We start from the raw sequence: 14,754 nt of genomic DNA, 5'->3' as shown, positions 1-14,754 counted from the left end.
TCCTACGTGCCGATCGTGCCCGTCATAGGGTTTCGCATGAAGCCGCCCGCCGCCGAGGCTATCCCCGGGTGCTCTCTTGGTGTCTGCAGGGTTGCGCGCTCGCGGTCGTTCGACCGCGGGTCAAAGCGTTTAAATCTCTTCCGGAGATTTCGGACGATAAAGCCCGGCCAGCAGTAGGAAGTCTCTGTAATGGTCGGAGACCATCAGGCTGCCATGCGAGAAAGCATGCCCTGGTGTCAGTTTCTCGACCAACTGACGCAGAAACTGCTCGGAGTGCGAATGAAGACGTGCCCGTTAAAAATCGGGATATCCTCTAGCTTGAGATTTGGCAGGCGAGTCACAAACACGCTGAGCGCTTCCTCAAGCTCGGCGCGAGCGAAATGATCGGCAACGCACCGATGGGCGCCCGCACCGAACACCAGATGAAGCCTTGGCAAGTCGTCACGATGGATATCGAACACGTTCGGGCGCTTAAAGACCCTTTCATCGCGCAGTGCAGACAGTGTGGACAGGATGACGAGACTATTGGCGGGCAGAGTAGCTCCGTGAAGCTCAACCGGTTCGGCGGTCGCGCGCACCAGGCCTGCGATTCCCGGTTCATAGCGCAAGGCCTCACTCACTGCGGCGGGCACCAGGCTGGTATCCGCATATAGCGAATGCCATTGATTACGATGCTGAAGCAGAAGAGAGATCTGCGCAGATAGTGAAGCGCGCACAGATTCGGTGCCACCCAAGATCATCTGAATTATCTGGAACACGATCTCTGTCGGAGCTAGGCGCTCTGCCTCTGCCTCCACCCTTATGGCGGACAGGAAGTCGGATTTTTTACTCTCGGTGATTTTGCGGAACCTGAACTCAAAATAGTCCCGCAGATATTCAGCGGCAGCAAACGATATCGCGATGTCGGCATCCGTCGAGCTAGGAGCAAAAAACCGGCCCAATTCCTCGACGCGGTTCACGAAACCCTGTCGGTCAGGCTCTTCCACCCCAAAAACACCAGCGAGGGTCAAAATTGGAATCTGGTTTGCAAAGTGACTGACAAATTCCGCACTTCCACCCTCGTAGGCGACATCAATGAGGTTTTCGGTCACTGAGCGGACGTTTCTTCGCACATCACCAATCAACACGCTCGCCAAAGCGCGCGATACGATCGATCGGCGCCCCTGGTGCTCGGAGCCGTTCGCGGTCAGCATGCCCAGCTTGAAAATGTCATGAAGTGCACCGGACGTAATCCCGCGCGATTCGGGCAGCGCAGTCCCAGTGGCGACGACCCGCGGATCTAAACTCAAACTCACGACGTCCTCATGGCCAAGAACGAACACGCCGCCGCCTTCGTAATCGACAACGGGGGCTTCCTTGCGCCAGCGAGCGAGAGTCGTGTGGGGATTAGCATTCATCTCAGCGATTGTCAGCATGATATCTCCATTCGAATGGCCAAGGATCATGGCCGAAATGAGTTACGGTTCTCGAAATATCATATTTATCAATTCTATCATTTTCAAGCCGGGCCGGATCGCGGTGTCGTTACATTTGTAACCTCATCGGATCTAAGCCTCAGTGCATGGCAGTGTTCGACGCCCACGACAGGGTTCAGCGGTCCTTGTACCAGTCGAGGACGCAATGGAAATCATTGGAGAAGAAGGGATGACAGCCTCACAAAACCGTCACGCCCGCGCTGAAAGCCTCGGCAACGATCAAGCAACATTTAAACCCATCGCCTTGCAAGCGGTATGAGCTGCGCGCGGTTCGCAAGCTGGGCCATTGATAGCCCTCAAACCCCTTCAGGTGGCGACTCGCGCATGTAACCAGAGCGCCGCCCAGAGGAGTTTATATAGCCTTGTGCAAAGCCGGACGCCGGACGCCAGATGCTCGCCTTCTCCCCAGAGGTTCGACAGCAAAAGGCGTCAACACGGCCAGATCGCCCGGTTGGGCACTGGAGCGCTAGCGTCGTGGAAAATCCACGTCCCAGCCGCCGCTTGCCTTAATCTGCATATGGCGGAGCTGGCGCTCTTGCGAACGTGACTTGATGGTCTGCGAGGCTGCGTCAGCCAGCGCCGCCAGCGCAGCGCGATCTTCCCCGCCGAACTCGCGTGCGACGCGATCGATGATGCAGATGGAACCCAAAGCAAACCCGTTTTCATCGCGAACGGGGGCGCCGGCATAAAAACGAAAGCAGTGAGGCGCACCAAGGGTTGGATTGTCCTTGAAACGAGGATCGCTTGGAAGATCATTCAGGACCGTCAGTTCGTTCGCGGTCAAAGTATAGTTACAGAACGACCATTCACGCGGCGTCAGTTCACCGTCATAGCCAGCTTTGGCCTTAAACCACTGCTCGCTAGATGTCAGCAGGGTGAACATTGCGATCGGCGTCTGGAACACGCGTATCGCCATGTCGATCAACCCATCGAAAACCGGCTCGGGAGGCGAATAGAGCAAGCCTGAGGCTTTGACAGCGTCCAGGCGGTCATCCTCGTTTGACGGCACAGGGTATGTCAGACTGGTGGCCGCGACGGGCGGTCGATCACCGACATGCTTGAGGATCGCCTCGATGGCGACGTCGACCGGCTCGTCGATATTGATTGTAAAGGGCTGCCGTTTCTTCTGACCGGAAAGAACAGACCCGGTCTCAGTTCGCAACACCGTCACTGAGGATAAAAGAAGGGGATCCTCGCAGAGCCTTTCTGCCAATCTAACCCGCTCCAGGCCATCATCGTTTTCGATGACAATTAGGTCGGGGAGGGACTCGCCGATCGCAAGGGCGGCGGCCAACGAATCCTCCAGGATCTTTACTATGTACCCATGCGCCGATAGAGCCCGCCAGGAGTTCGCATTTTCCGGGCGTGACACGACAACGGCGATAGCGCGAGGCGTGATCTTGGGCTGTCTCGATGCGAGGATGTCGACAATGGCAGCCCTTGGAATGCGCCGGTGCCCACCGGGTGTCTTCCACGAAGGTATCTCCCCGGCTTCAACCCAAAGCTGCGCCGTTCGCACCGATATGCCGAGTAATTTGGCCGCCCTAGCCGTGGTGAGAATCTCTTCCAACGTCACATTCTCCATTCTTTAGGAAGAGGTATACCCAGCAATCGCTTTTAGCAAATGATAAATTTGATAGTTGTAATGTATTTAGAACATACGGACCTGTATGATGCCGCGCATATAGTGGCTGCTCGGCCTTACCAGTCCCGCGAGTCGAACGTGGTATCGCTTTCGCGTGCCGCCCAGAACGAGACTGCGACCACAGCTTGGCGAGCAGGCAAAGATCGGGAGCAGACGGCTTGTCCCTGCCGTCCAGCATCCGCCGATCGTGCCGGAGGAGCACAAGCTAACCGGCAGCTTGGGAAGCAAATGGTCAGCTCGCCTCATATAGGTTAAGCGCAAGGCTACTCGCGCAGCAGATGAGAGATCAAAGGCAGCTGGCCAACGTCGTTTAATCTCGCTTGAATCCATCCAGATGCTGTACCAATCCTCTCGTCATTCGTGCCGTTATCGAGCATCGCAGAATTGCCAACGGTGAGGTAACGACCTTCCGCCAATGGATTTACGGCTTTGCAAACCCACCAGCCACGTCACTGGATTGACAGCGGTTAATATCCAATTCGGTTAGTCAACGTCCCCATTTCCTCAATCTCGAGTTGAACTTCGTCACCTCGAATGGGGAAACGCCCGATCTCGAGGCCGCAGCAACACGGAAGCGTGCCAGTTGTCAGGAGATCCCCGGGATGGACCGTCTCTCCCATTGCGGCGTAGGCGACAGCTTCGCCAAGGGTATACTGGGCCTCCTCGGTGGAGCCTATGCACCAAGTCTCCCCGTTGACACGGACCTTGCCCGTTAGCCGGTGAAACCTCGGCAATATCTCGTCGGCGGTGACCACGACGGCCCCAATTGAGCCAGCAAAGGTCTTTGCTTTGACGACGCCGCCGAATGTGCCCCGTCGCGTGTCGTCCCACTGCACGTCGCGAGCACTCCAATCGTTGACGATACAGAAGCCGCCGATCGACGCAAGGCCCTCGCTTGGCGTGCAGTCCCGCACTTGCCTAGCGATGACCATGCCGATTTCGAGTTCGAAATCCACGACCTCCGAAAATGACGGCCATGGCAGCTCCTGCCCATCTTCAATTAGGGAGCGATGGTTGCCCATATAGTATTGTGGAAAACGATAGTAGTTGGGGCGTGGTCGCATGGGCTCTATCAGCCTGCCGATGAGCCGCTCATGACCCGCCGCAAGAGATTTCAGCAAGGGGGAACCGAAACGCGAGACCATGCCCTTGGCTGCGCTGGTCATGTGCCTCTCCCACAGAGCAAAGGATCGAAGCGACCCGGGACTGAACGGCAAACCGTGGGGATGATTGGCGCTTTCGCCCATGCATTTGGCGAGCTCGCCGGGTTCAAGGGATAGCAGCTCCAGCAGGTCGTCCGAGCGCGGATGCTCGATCTTGCGCCAAGTGCCGGCCTTCGGATCGAAGCCGACTGCCCGACCGCTATTCATGCCAAGTTTCATTTTAGGATCCTTCTGTGGAAACGCGATGTCTGCCTCGACGCTGGCGACCCATCGATTGGCCGCGCATAAGAATCCGCCAGACCAAAGCCGGCAAGCCGGTTGCTCGGGATCGCAAAAGCAGCGCGGGCATTCGGGCGGGATGCAATGGCAACCGCGATAAGCGTCAGGGGCAGGCCACGAATTACCGCGCCCGGATCGTTGCTGCCTCCCCTCGGCTTGTCACAACGCCGGGTCTAGGATTGTAAACAAATGTCAGCTTTGCCCGGCTCGCTCGATGTCCTGGAGGAATTCTGCCACATAATGATTGAACACGGCGCTCGTCTGCAGGAAGGGCGCGTGCCCGGCAAAATCGATCCGAAAGCACCTTTTGCGCCACAAGTTGGCATAGGGAACGCGGTCAACATAATCGAGATCAATGATCGGATCCGCAGCACCGTTGACAACAGCGGTAAGCGTTTGGGTCGAACTCACGACCTCGCGCTGATTGCTCTTTTCTGCTATGCGCGCCTGGGAAAACAGCGTGGTACGAAAATCGCCGTCAGTTCTGGATGCTGCCAGCGCCAACTCAGGTGTCGCCGCGCTATCGAACACACGATCGGCAAACTGGGTCGCTTGCTCCTGCGAAAACGCTGACGACCCTGCAAGGCCCTTCAACAGGCTGCCACGAAAACCTTCGGATATGTTCTCGCCCACAGGCGGTGTACCGGCGATGAAGAGCCCGCGGAAATCCTTTCGACGCGATACCATCTCGATTGCAACATGCCCACCGAGCGACCATCCCAACAAGACAGGATTTCGAACACCCAGCGCGTCGAGCACTTCGAGGGCGGCGTCGGCGAGACCGGGCAGGGGATAGGTTCTCTCCTTTTCATATGCATCGCCTGATTGACCGTGTCCCGGCAGGTCGAAACAAATCAGGCGGTAGGTTTCGCCAAGCCCTGACTTCATTTGCCGTTCAAAGACACCGCGACACGATGAATTTCCGTGAATGAGGACGACGTCCATGCCCCTTCCCGCCGTCATTTCGGTTGCGATCCTGCAATGCGATGTATCTATATTTCGCGTAATCGTATCGACCATGAACCTCATGCTTTCTGTGGTGTTGATGACATTTGGCTGGCAGGCACCGGCCGCCTCACGTTGTGGGACCTGGGCAGATATGAGCTCGCCACCGTCGCAGATTTGGACCGGAAGCCGTAGAATGCTACGAGACGCAGTCGCGCAGTCTCAAGCCAGGCGGAGGCGTCAAGCAATCAATGTCATAACCCTTCACATTCACCGTCCTCAGTAGGCAGGCCCGCGGGCCAGAGACGACGATTTTGGACGAATTGTTCAAAGCCAGGAACTTCGCCGTCACGAGCAATGGATTGACCTTCCAATATTTAGATTTGCATTGGCACCTGAGCGACCGAATGCCATCCCATTCCGGACCTTTCGCGATGCGCTCGCATTAGGACCGCACCGAAGTTTCGGAATATTTCGAAAACATCCGAGTTCGTTACGGATGTAGTCCGAACCGATGCCCATTGGCGTTTGCCGGCACTCCACCGGGGTTAAGGGCGATTGCATCGACCGGGCTATCGTCCAGAAGCCACACCCAGGTGACCAGGCATGTTGCCCATTTCATCTGCAACCCTCTTTTGGCTCGCTGAAATATGGTCATGCGCTCCGCAGGCTAGCAATGGCGCCCGACAGCCGCCGCGGTTGTCCTTGAACTCTCGCCGACGTCGGGACGCTCAAAAGCGGCCTGGACCGACCTGCCATTGGAGGAGGACTTCTTGGCCAATCTTATAGCAGCGCTCGCCTCAACCCATCATCCCTTCTATCTCAAGGCAACAACCTCGCCTCCAGAGCAGCGGATCCCGCAGGCGCAGGTCTGGAAAGAGAAGATTGAACGATATCGAGAGACGCTGACGAACACTAAGCCTGATGTTCTGGTAATGGTGGGGTCCGATCATTTCCACCAGCTTTTCCTGGACAACTATCCGCAGTTCCTCATCGGCAAGGCGCCGGCCTACGACGCGACCTTCTATAATGAGGAGCGCGAGTTCGGCCTTCCCAAGTACCAGCTGCAGGGTGATGAGGCGATGTCGCGCTTCATGCACCAATCCTTCCTCGATCAGGACTTTGACGTCGCTTTCTCAAATGAGCTCAAGATCGACCATTCGATCATCTGCCCGATCATTACGCTCAGACCCGACAATGACCTGCCTGTGGTACCGATCTACACCAACATATTTGCTCCGCCCCTCCCATCGCCGAAACGCTTCTATGACTTCGGGCGCGCCATTCGCAGAGCGGTGATGGATTACCCGGCGGAAATTCGTGTCGCCGTCATCGGGACCGGGCACCTCTCTCTGGAACTGGGGGGACCACGCCAGTTCATGGAAACAGGTCCGGACCCGGCATTTGACCGTCAAGCGATTAATTGGCTGCGCAACGGAGATATTGAGTCGATACTTGCAAACGTCACTCATAAGTCGCTGCAGCAAAGCGGAAACGCGACCCACGGCTTCTTGAACTTTGTTCTCATGCTTGGCGTCGCGGGTCAGCAGGTCGCCGATCATGCTGATAGCCTGGACCTCTTCCACACGATGGAAGCCTACTTCACGTGGTATTTCGAAGGGAGCGAGCGATGAGCAAGTACTACGTTAACAAATTCCTCTTCATGGTCGACCGCGATCCCCAACTGCTGAGACGCTACGCGGACAATCCCGCATCCCTCGTCGCCGCCTGGGAGCAATCGATTGGTCCTGCCCTGTTGGGAAACGAGGTCGAAAGCTCGAGCGTGCATTGCTTGACCGACCTTGAGAGGCAGGCCCTTGTCAGCCACGATTACGTAGCTTTGTTTGAAATGGGTGTACACTTCTTCCTCAACCTGACGATATTTATCGGCCTTTACGATGAGCCCTATCGGGACAAATCCGGTCCGCTGTCGTTTCAGCACAGATTCGCGTCGGACCTGAAGGAGTGGGCCGGTCGCGAATACCCGTCGGTCGCGACCTAACCTTTCGCATTGGGGACAGGGCCGGCTACCAAAGCAGCCTTGTTCTCATGCGCCCCGCAGCATTTTTTGCATGAGAATGTAATCGGCAGGCACCGTACTTCGCAGTAACGATGGAACTTCGCACCGGAGTATACGCAGGTTTCGATCAGGCGATCGTGCTCGCTAATGCCTTTCCCGCTGCCCACTTTTGGTTTCAAACGGGCGAAAATCCAGACCCCCATGTCGGCTTCTTTGCGATGCGTTGCGATATCGCTCGAAGACGACCTCCGAATGAAAACTTCAGCAACGAGGACGGGTTCATGTCAACCGAGGTTTGCAATCAACCTGAGACGCCATAGCGCTGGTCTCAATGCAGACACCGATGCCCGCCTGGTCGGACAACATCTACAGAAACACGAGCATGAGAGACTCAGAAAGGCGTTTGCCAATGGTCAACGCATCGACAGAGCGGGCCAGGGACTGCCGATCGATGCGGAAATGCCGATAGAGATCACCGATCGTACCGGTCTGTCCGAAGTGCTCGACGCCGTGCGAGATCGTCCGATGCCCGGCCACGCCTCCGAGCCATGATAATGTTGCGGGATGTCCGTCAATGACAGTGACGATCACACAGTCGCGTGGCAAGGGATCGAGCAGCCTTTCCGCATGGCTTCTGGCCAAGGAGTTGCCACGCGCCCGCTCCCGCTGCGCCGCTGTCCATCCGGCATTGAGGCGGTCGGCCGATGTTACGGCAAGTACGCCGATGTCACGCCGCGCCTCGGCGATCATGCCGGCAGCGGCAATCGCCTCGTCGGCGACCGCACCCTGATACGCGATGACGACCGAACAATTCGGACCAGGTTTGCGCCACCAATAGGCGCCGTCGATGACCCCCTGTCGGTAGTCGTGGTCGACACGTTTGAGCGGTTGTTCGAGCGGCTTGGTGGTCAGCCGGAGGTAAACCGATCCGCCAGTCTCGTCACGCAGCCAAGTGCGCTCGTCACTTTTGCCTTCGCCATCGCGCTGTAGGTAGTCGAAGGACCATTCCATGATGACGGCAAGCTCATCGGCAAAGCCGGGCTCGAAGGCTGCCAGCCCGTCCTGGCTCATGCCGATGAGCGGGGTTCCGATAGACTGGTGGGCGCCGCCCTCCGGTGCGAGCGTCACGCCGGAAGGCGTGCCGACGATGATAAAGCGTGCGTCCTGATAACAGGCGTAGTTGAGGGCGTCGAGCCCACGGCAGACAAAGGGGTCATAGACCGTGCCAATCGGGATCAGACGCTTGCCAAAAAGCGAATGGCTTAGGCCGGCGGCACCAAGCAGCAAGAAGAGGTTCATCTCGGCGATGCCCAGCTCCACATGCTGGCCTGTCGGCGTGAACTCCCACTTTGCGGTTGAAGGGATGCGATGCTCAATGAAGGCGTCGCTCATTGCCGTGCGGGCAAAGAGCTTGCGTCGATTAACCCACGGCCCGAGGCTGGTCGTACCGGTGACGTCCTGTGAGGTCGTCAATATACGCGAGGCCAGGTCGCTGGCGCCTTTAGCGAGATCATCCATGATCTTTCCGAAAGCTGCCTGGGTCGAGATCTCACGAGCGGGCTCAAGCACAATAGAGGGCACATCAAGACGCCGGTCTCCGAGGCGTCGGGTGCCATTGGAGAAAAACGCGGCACCGGCAAGAAACGACGTCAAGCCAGCGACATCTTTGATGCCTGCAAAAGGATCCCATTCCTGGCCAGCGGGGATGTTCAGGGCTTTCTGCCACTCGGAAAATTGCTTGCTCGTCATCAGCCCGCCGTGATTATCCTTGTGCCCGGCAATCGGCGTGGCCCAGCCCTTGATCGTATAAGCGAGGAAGCATGTCGGGCGATCGTGGCCAATTGCATCGAAGGCTTCCGCCATCGTTTCCACGCAATTGCCGCCGAGATTTTCCATGAGCGTCGCAAGTTCGGTGTCGGTGCGCGCATTGATCAAGGACCGTGTCTCTTCATGTTCGCCGAGATCTTCCAGCAGACGCTTGCGCCACACTGCCCCGCCCATGAATGTCAAAGCTGCATATTCCTGGTTGGGGCATCGGTCTATCCAGTCGCGAAGGTGGGTTCCGCCACCCTCGTTGAAGGCAGCACGCTGCAGCGCACCGTACTTCACCCGAACGACTTCCCAGCCGAACGTATCGAAGATCTTCTCGACACGTTCGAACAGCCCCTCTCGAACGATCCCGTCAAGGGATTGGCGATTATAGTCGATAATCCACCAGCAGTTTCGAAGGCCGTTCTTCCACCCCTCCTGTAGGGTCTCGTAGATGTTTCCTTCATCCAACTCGGCATCGCCCATCAACGCGATCATACGGCCAAGCGGCAAGTTGCCACCCCATTGTTTTGCCTTGATGAAATCCTGAACTATGGAAGCGAGCGCAGTGATGCCGACCCCTAGCCCGACGGAGCCGGTCGAAAAGTCGACGTCGTCAATGTCCTTGGTCCGGCTCGGATAACTCTGGGCGCCGCCGAACCCGCGGAACTTCTCTATTTTTTCCCGCGTCTGGCTCCCCATGAGATAGTGCATGGCGTGGAAGACTGGTGAGGCGTGCGGCTTGATGGCTACTCTGTCTTCCGGCCTAAGGGCGGAGAAATACAACGCCGTTATGATTGATACCATCGAGGCCGAGCTCGCCTGGTGGCCTCCAACCTTGATGCCATCTACCTTGGACCGGATATGGTTGGCGTTGTGGATTATCCAATGTGACAGCCATAACAGCCGCTGCTCAATGGTTTTTAGGTGCAGGCGTCGTTCATTGGTCATCGGTACGTCCACGACTGGATAGGAGAGGCGGCCCTTTCGGAAGGTTTAGCCCTCTCGATAATAGTAACTGTAGCCGTTTAGTGCCGGCGCGCCCCCGAGATGGGCGTAGAGCACCCGTGAACCGTCTGGAAACAATCCCTTGCGTACAAGATCGATCATCCCCTGCATCGACTTTCCCTCGTAGACGGGGTCGGTGATCATCGCCTCAGTGCGAGCAGCGAGGCGAATAGCTTCGTTGGTCTCTTCCGACGGCACGCCATAGGCTGGATAGGCATAGTCCGGAATTATGACGACTTCGTCGTCCCGCACCTTACGACCGAGCCCGACGAGTTCGGAAGTATTGTCGACGATCGATCGCACCTGAGCCCTCGTCTTTTCGAGCGTGCCGGACGCATCGATGCCGATCACGCACTCGGCGCGATTCTGGGCAGCGAAACCGACGATCATGCCGGCCTGGGTTGAACCGGTAACGACACAGACGACGACATAGTCGAACATGAAGCCCAACGCCTTTTCCTGCTCTGCCACTTCCTCCGCAAAGCCGACATAGCCGAGTGCACCATATTTATGGACCGACGCACCGGCAGGAATCGGATAGGGCTTTCCGCCAGCGTCCTTTACCGACTGGATGGCATCTTCCCAGCTCTTGCGGATTCCGATGTCGAAGCCGTCATCGACAAGGCGCGAATCAGCGCCCATCAAACGCGTCATCAAGATATTGCCGACGCGATCATAAACCGCGTCATGATGCGGCACCCACTTTTCCTGGATGACGACGCATTTCATGCCGATCTTGGCGGCGGCCGCAGCAACCATGCGCGTGTGGTTCGACTGCACGCCGCCGATCGATACCAGGGTGTCGGCGCCCGAGGCGATCGCATCGGGAACGATATATTCGAGCTTTCGCAGCTTATTGCCACCCATGGCCAGCCCGGAATTACAATCATCGCGCTTGGCATAGATCTGCACATTGCCACCCAAGGCTTCCGTCAGGCGCGGAAGATGCTCAATCGGCGTCGGGCCGAACGTAAGAGGGTAGCGTTCGAACGTTTCGAGAAGCGACATCTGGGGCTCCGAATGGGTAAGGGATGGTTCGTCATCAGGCTAGCGCGATTGCTTCGAAAGGTGCTTTCAAAGTGACGGATGTAGAGGCCTGATTCGCAGCAACCCCTCGATGATTCTCATGACTTTGTTTCGGGAATCGACCAACTTCTGGAAGTTTCTTCCACACCCGTTTTTTGGTGGCCCCACTGCGAGATGAATGGACTGACACTCGCCCGGGTTTTTAACCTCCCTCGACGTTCGCCATTTTCTAGCCGGGCACATTGCAATTGAAATGACATTCACGGCGATCGACATCGCGACTGAACGGTCCTTTGCTTTCATTCCCTGAAAATTTGGGAGTGGAATATGCGGACCATCAGCCTTCAGGTATCTCGAGTTGGGGCATACATCATCACGTCTCTCTTTATCTTGCTGAGCCTCACTCTCGCAGGACCCGGCCTTCGGGCAGATATGATCGCGGAGCCACTTGAGAAAGAACGCCAACTGGCGGATCTTTACCAAAGCAAAATCATGGCGTTCTGGAACGAACACGGCGAACGTCGAGACTTTTTCGGCGTCGGCGGCGTACACATCGCGGCGATGGCCTTTCCGCATCGCATGGCGAAGGAAGGAATCGTGGTTTCCAGCGGCTACGGAGAGAGCTTCATCAAGTATCGTGAGGTTGTCTACGATCTCTGGCAAGCGGGTTATCAGGTATATATTCTTGATCATCGCGGCCAAGGCCTGTCGGAGAGGTTGATCAAGCCGAGCAAGATGCAGCAAACCGAGCCAGCGGTTGTCAAGCGCATCCACGATCTCGGTTATGTCGAGAATTTCGGCGATTTTGTCGACGATCTGAAGACTTTCGTGGAAAGAGAGGCCAAGCCGGCCAATGAACGGCTTTTTCTGCTCGCGCACTCGATGGGTGGCGCAATCGCATCATTATATCTGGAGAGATTCAGCACCGATTTCGCAGCAGCAGCTTTGTCAGCTCCCATGCACCAGCCGGACTTGAGTCCCATTCCCAATAATGCCTGCTGGCTGCTAAGACTGGGATCGCGCGCGAGCTATGTTTGGGGCCGTGGTCCATATGTCTCCAGGGAATTCGACGCGGATCGCGATCTGACGGGCAGTCGTATTCGCTACGAAATTCTCAAGCGCGGAGAGCTCGATCGCCATCCGCAGGCGCAGCTCGGTGGCCCGAGCTTCAAATGGGCCCACGAAGGCTGCTTGGCGTCAGCTCGCAGTGTCCGAGACGCCGGACTGATCGCGGTGGACGTCCTGCTTTTTCAAGCGGACGATGACCGAGTGGTGAAGGCTTATGGGCAGCAAAAGTTCTGCGTTACGATGAATGCCGCGCGATTGGGCTCGTGCCAACTAAGGGTCATTGCGGGCGCAAGACACGAGTTGCTCCTTGAGAAGGATGTCTACCGCGATCGGGTGATCGACGAGACGCTGGCATTCTTCAAGCAGCGTGGACGCCGACAGCAACCTTCCAAGATGTCAGAACAACATACAAGATCGGGCGATAGGGTCTGGCAGTTCAGATGCGGCTGTCCTTGTTCACCCTTTAGGCTGCGCTAATCGCGTTGTAAGTGCGAAAACCTGGTCCGCTACGCGCATTCCGATTGGATGTGCCGTCGCCGCACTCTTTTCCTTCACGAACTCCCGAGTGTGTCCACAGGAGTGCGTCAGCGGCAAAACTGTGCGAGCGCGGACGAGTTCTCAGCAACGTTCGCCGCCGCGATCGCCTGGCGTCCCACCCCCACGTGACACGGAACCATTTCTCACGTGCGATCGCAACGCGCCAACCGCATGGTTCCATATGAAATCCAAAACGCGGGATTGGAAACGCATCTGCAATATCGATCGATCAAGACGCGGACGGTTTTTATCCGGGGGCCAGTATCGTCTCATGCCAAGGCGATATAAACCTATCCAAGGAAGGAGCAGTCTTTCGTGATCAGGAACGCTGCGAGAGTGGTCGAAGATGAGGCCCCTCAACCTCGAGATCTATTTCATTACCGCCCCGCGCCGCTTTACGATGTAGTCCGACCACCGCCATTGACTGTCGACGAGCGTGAGACTTTCGGCTGGCGGATGCTCGCGTCCAACTTTCGTGTTCGACGCCGGATGGCAAAGGCAATAATGCGAGTCGCGAATTTAGCGAGCGGGCGCCGTGGAAGACTATCGTGCCTAGTGCTGCGCCAATGATGGAACGCTTGCTGAACCTGTGATGAAGATGAGGCCGTCGCGCCGAGGAGCAGGCTCGATATCGGTCGGCGATCGCGTTGAGCAGGCGCGTCATTATCGTGGGTTTGGAACATCATGAATTGGCTTCATCAAGCCACGATGGCCGAGGATGAGGACCGACTGATGGTTCTGGCACCTGCCCCGCCAAGCAAATTCGAACTTCATAATCTGCAGAACCGCAAATCGACATCACAGGAAAATGATATAATTGATACTTGTGATATATTCGAAATCTGATTATGTGTTGCAGATCCGACTGCAGAGCATAGGAATCTTTGTATGAAGCGCCTCGTAGAATTTTTGTTCAAGCGTAAATGGTGTTGTGAGCGTGCGAGCGCTTGCAGGAGCGCCAGCAATGGGCCGCGCGCAAGCTCTCCTAGAGGCATGGGACTGATTGCAAGAGATGTAATCGGATGGTGTGGAGCGAAACCGTGAAACACGTCCTGGTGATTGATGATGACTCAAGCATGCGAAATCTCTTGATCGATTATCTTTCGCATCACGCTTTTCGTGTCACGGGAGTGAGCGGCAGCCAGGACCTTTCGCGCATTGTCAGCACCGATCCGGTTGACCTGTTCATTGTTGATTTAAATCTCGGTCACGAGGATGGCTTGGACATAGTGCGCAAGCTTTCAAGCTCAACGGACTCGCCGATCATCATAATAAGCGGCGACCGGCTCGATGAAGCGGACAAGGTCGTGGGCCTGGAGCTTGGCGCTGCTGATTACATCATCAAGCCGTTCGGTACCCGGGAACTGCTGGCGCGTGTTCGCACGTCGCTGCGTGAGCGCCCGACTCTCGACAAGAAGAAAGATCGAAAGATCTACAATTTCGGGGAATGGGCACTCAACGTCAAGCTTCGCAAGCTGACCTGTGGTGACGAAAACGAGGTCAAGCTCACCGCCGGGGAGTTCAACCTGCTGACCGCTTTCTTGCGCGCACCTCGCCAGATTCTGTCGCGCGAGCAGCTCCTGTCGGCGAGCAGAGTTCACGACGAAGAGGTATTCGATCGCAGCATTGACGTTCTGATCCTGCGTCTGCGGCGCAAACTCGAGAAGGACCCGTCAAAGCCGAGTTTGATTAAGACTGAGCGAGGCGTCGGCTACGTCTTCGACGAAGATGTCGAGGCGACACTCAAAGGTAGCCGTAAGCCATGAGCCTAAAAGGAAG

Annotated in this window: 10 protein-coding genes; 4 read left to right on the top strand and 6 right to left on the bottom strand. The window is 56.7% G+C overall.

Annotation, left to right across the window (positions count from 1 at the left end):
- Positions 1-236: 236 nt before the first annotated feature.
- From ACK9YZ_RS31325 to ACK9YZ_RS31310, 4 genes are all read right to left on the bottom strand, one after another.
- A complete protein-coding gene (locus ACK9YZ_RS31325) occupies positions 237-1,415 on the bottom strand; it encodes a cytochrome P450 (RefSeq protein WP_416067373.1) in 1,179 nt (392 codons plus the stop codon).
- 526 nt (positions 1,416-1,941) lie between these two features.
- A complete protein-coding gene (locus ACK9YZ_RS31320) occupies positions 1,942-3,045 on the bottom strand; it encodes a helix-turn-helix domain-containing protein (protein ID WP_416067372.1) in 1,104 nt (367 codons plus the stop codon).
- A 542-nt stretch (positions 3,046-3,587) separates the two neighbouring features.
- Positions 3,588-4,502, bottom strand: a complete 915-nt coding sequence (locus ACK9YZ_RS31315; protein ID WP_416067371.1) for a fumarylacetoacetate hydrolase family protein — start codon at positions 4,500-4,502, stop codon at positions 3,588-3,590.
- Between the two features lie 252 nt (positions 4,503-4,754).
- Positions 4,755-5,582: an alpha/beta fold hydrolase gene (locus tag ACK9YZ_RS31310; protein ID WP_416067370.1), complete on the bottom strand. Its 828-nt coding sequence runs from the start codon at positions 5,580-5,582 to the stop codon at positions 4,755-4,757.
- A gap of 698 nt (positions 5,583-6,280) precedes the next feature.
- Here ACK9YZ_RS31310 and ACK9YZ_RS31305 point away from each other — a divergent pair.
- On the top strand, positions 6,281-7,141 hold the full coding sequence (locus tag ACK9YZ_RS31305; protein WP_416067369.1) for an extradiol ring-cleavage dioxygenase: 861 nt from the start codon (positions 6,281-6,283) through the stop codon (positions 7,139-7,141).
- Positions 7,138-7,509 carry a hypothetical protein gene (locus tag ACK9YZ_RS31300; protein ID WP_416067368.1) on the top strand — a complete coding sequence of 124 codons (372 nt, stop codon included), beginning with the start codon at positions 7,138-7,140 and terminating at the stop codon, positions 7,507-7,509. Before ACK9YZ_RS31305 ends, ACK9YZ_RS31300 begins: the two co-directional genes overlap by 4 nt.
- Before the next feature lie 384 nt (positions 7,510-7,893).
- On the opposite strand, the gene ACK9YZ_RS31295 is transcribed toward ACK9YZ_RS31300, so the two are convergent.
- Both ACK9YZ_RS31295 and ACK9YZ_RS31290 read right to left on the bottom strand, forming a co-directional pair.
- On the bottom strand, positions 7,894-10,287 hold the full coding sequence (locus ACK9YZ_RS31295; RefSeq protein WP_416067367.1) for a transketolase: 2,394 nt from the start codon (positions 10,285-10,287) through the stop codon (positions 7,894-7,896).
- A 45-nt stretch (positions 10,288-10,332) separates the two neighbouring features.
- Positions 10,333-11,352 carry a 1-aminocyclopropane-1-carboxylate deaminase gene (locus tag ACK9YZ_RS31290; RefSeq protein WP_416067366.1) on the bottom strand — a complete coding sequence of 340 codons (1,020 nt, stop codon included), beginning with the start codon at positions 11,350-11,352 and terminating at the stop codon, positions 10,333-10,335.
- 345 nt (positions 11,353-11,697) lie between these two features.
- On the opposite strand from ACK9YZ_RS31290, the gene ACK9YZ_RS31285 reads away from it, so the two are divergent.
- On the top strand, positions 11,698-12,915 hold the full coding sequence (locus tag ACK9YZ_RS31285; RefSeq protein WP_416067365.1) for an alpha/beta fold hydrolase: 1,218 nt from the start codon (positions 11,698-11,700) through the stop codon (positions 12,913-12,915).
- Between the two features lie 1,100 nt (positions 12,916-14,015).
- Positions 14,016-14,741, top strand: a complete 726-nt coding sequence (locus ACK9YZ_RS31280; RefSeq protein ID WP_416067364.1) for a winged helix-turn-helix domain-containing protein — start codon at positions 14,016-14,018, stop codon at positions 14,739-14,741.
- Positions 14,742-14,754 lie beyond the last annotated feature (13 nt).

The sequence above is a fragment of the Rhizobium sp. ZK1 genome (assembly GCF_047782645.1).
In the GTDB taxonomy this organism is placed as follows: domain Bacteria; phylum Pseudomonadota; class Alphaproteobacteria; order Rhizobiales; family Rhizobiaceae; genus Rhizobium.
This window is presented reverse-complemented; position numbering and strand designations above follow the sequence as displayed.

Excerpts from the sequence above, each read along its gene's own strand:
- ACK9YZ_RS31325 (WP_416067373.1), bottom strand. The coding sequence starts at position 1,415 with ATGCTGACAATCGCTGAGATGAATGCTAATCCCCACACGACTCTCGCT.
- ACK9YZ_RS31315 (WP_416067371.1), bottom strand. The coding sequence starts at position 4,502 with ATGAAACTTGGCATGAATAGCGGTCGGGCAGTCGGCTTCGATCCGAAG.
- ACK9YZ_RS31310 (WP_416067370.1), bottom strand. The coding sequence starts at position 5,582 with ATGGTCGATACGATTACGCGAAATATAGATACATCGCATTGCAGGATC.
- ACK9YZ_RS31300 (WP_416067368.1), top strand. The coding sequence starts at position 7,138 with ATGAGCAAGTACTACGTTAACAAATTCCTCTTCATGGTCGACCGCGAT.
- ACK9YZ_RS31295 (WP_416067367.1), bottom strand. The coding sequence starts at position 10,287 with ATGACCAATGAACGACGCCTGCACCTAAAAACCATTGAGCAGCGGCTG.
- ACK9YZ_RS31290 (WP_416067366.1), bottom strand. The coding sequence starts at position 11,352 with ATGTCGCTTCTCGAAACGTTCGAACGCTACCCTCTTACGTTCGGCCCG.
- ACK9YZ_RS31285 (WP_416067365.1), top strand. The coding sequence starts at position 11,698 with ATGCGGACCATCAGCCTTCAGGTATCTCGAGTTGGGGCATACATCATC.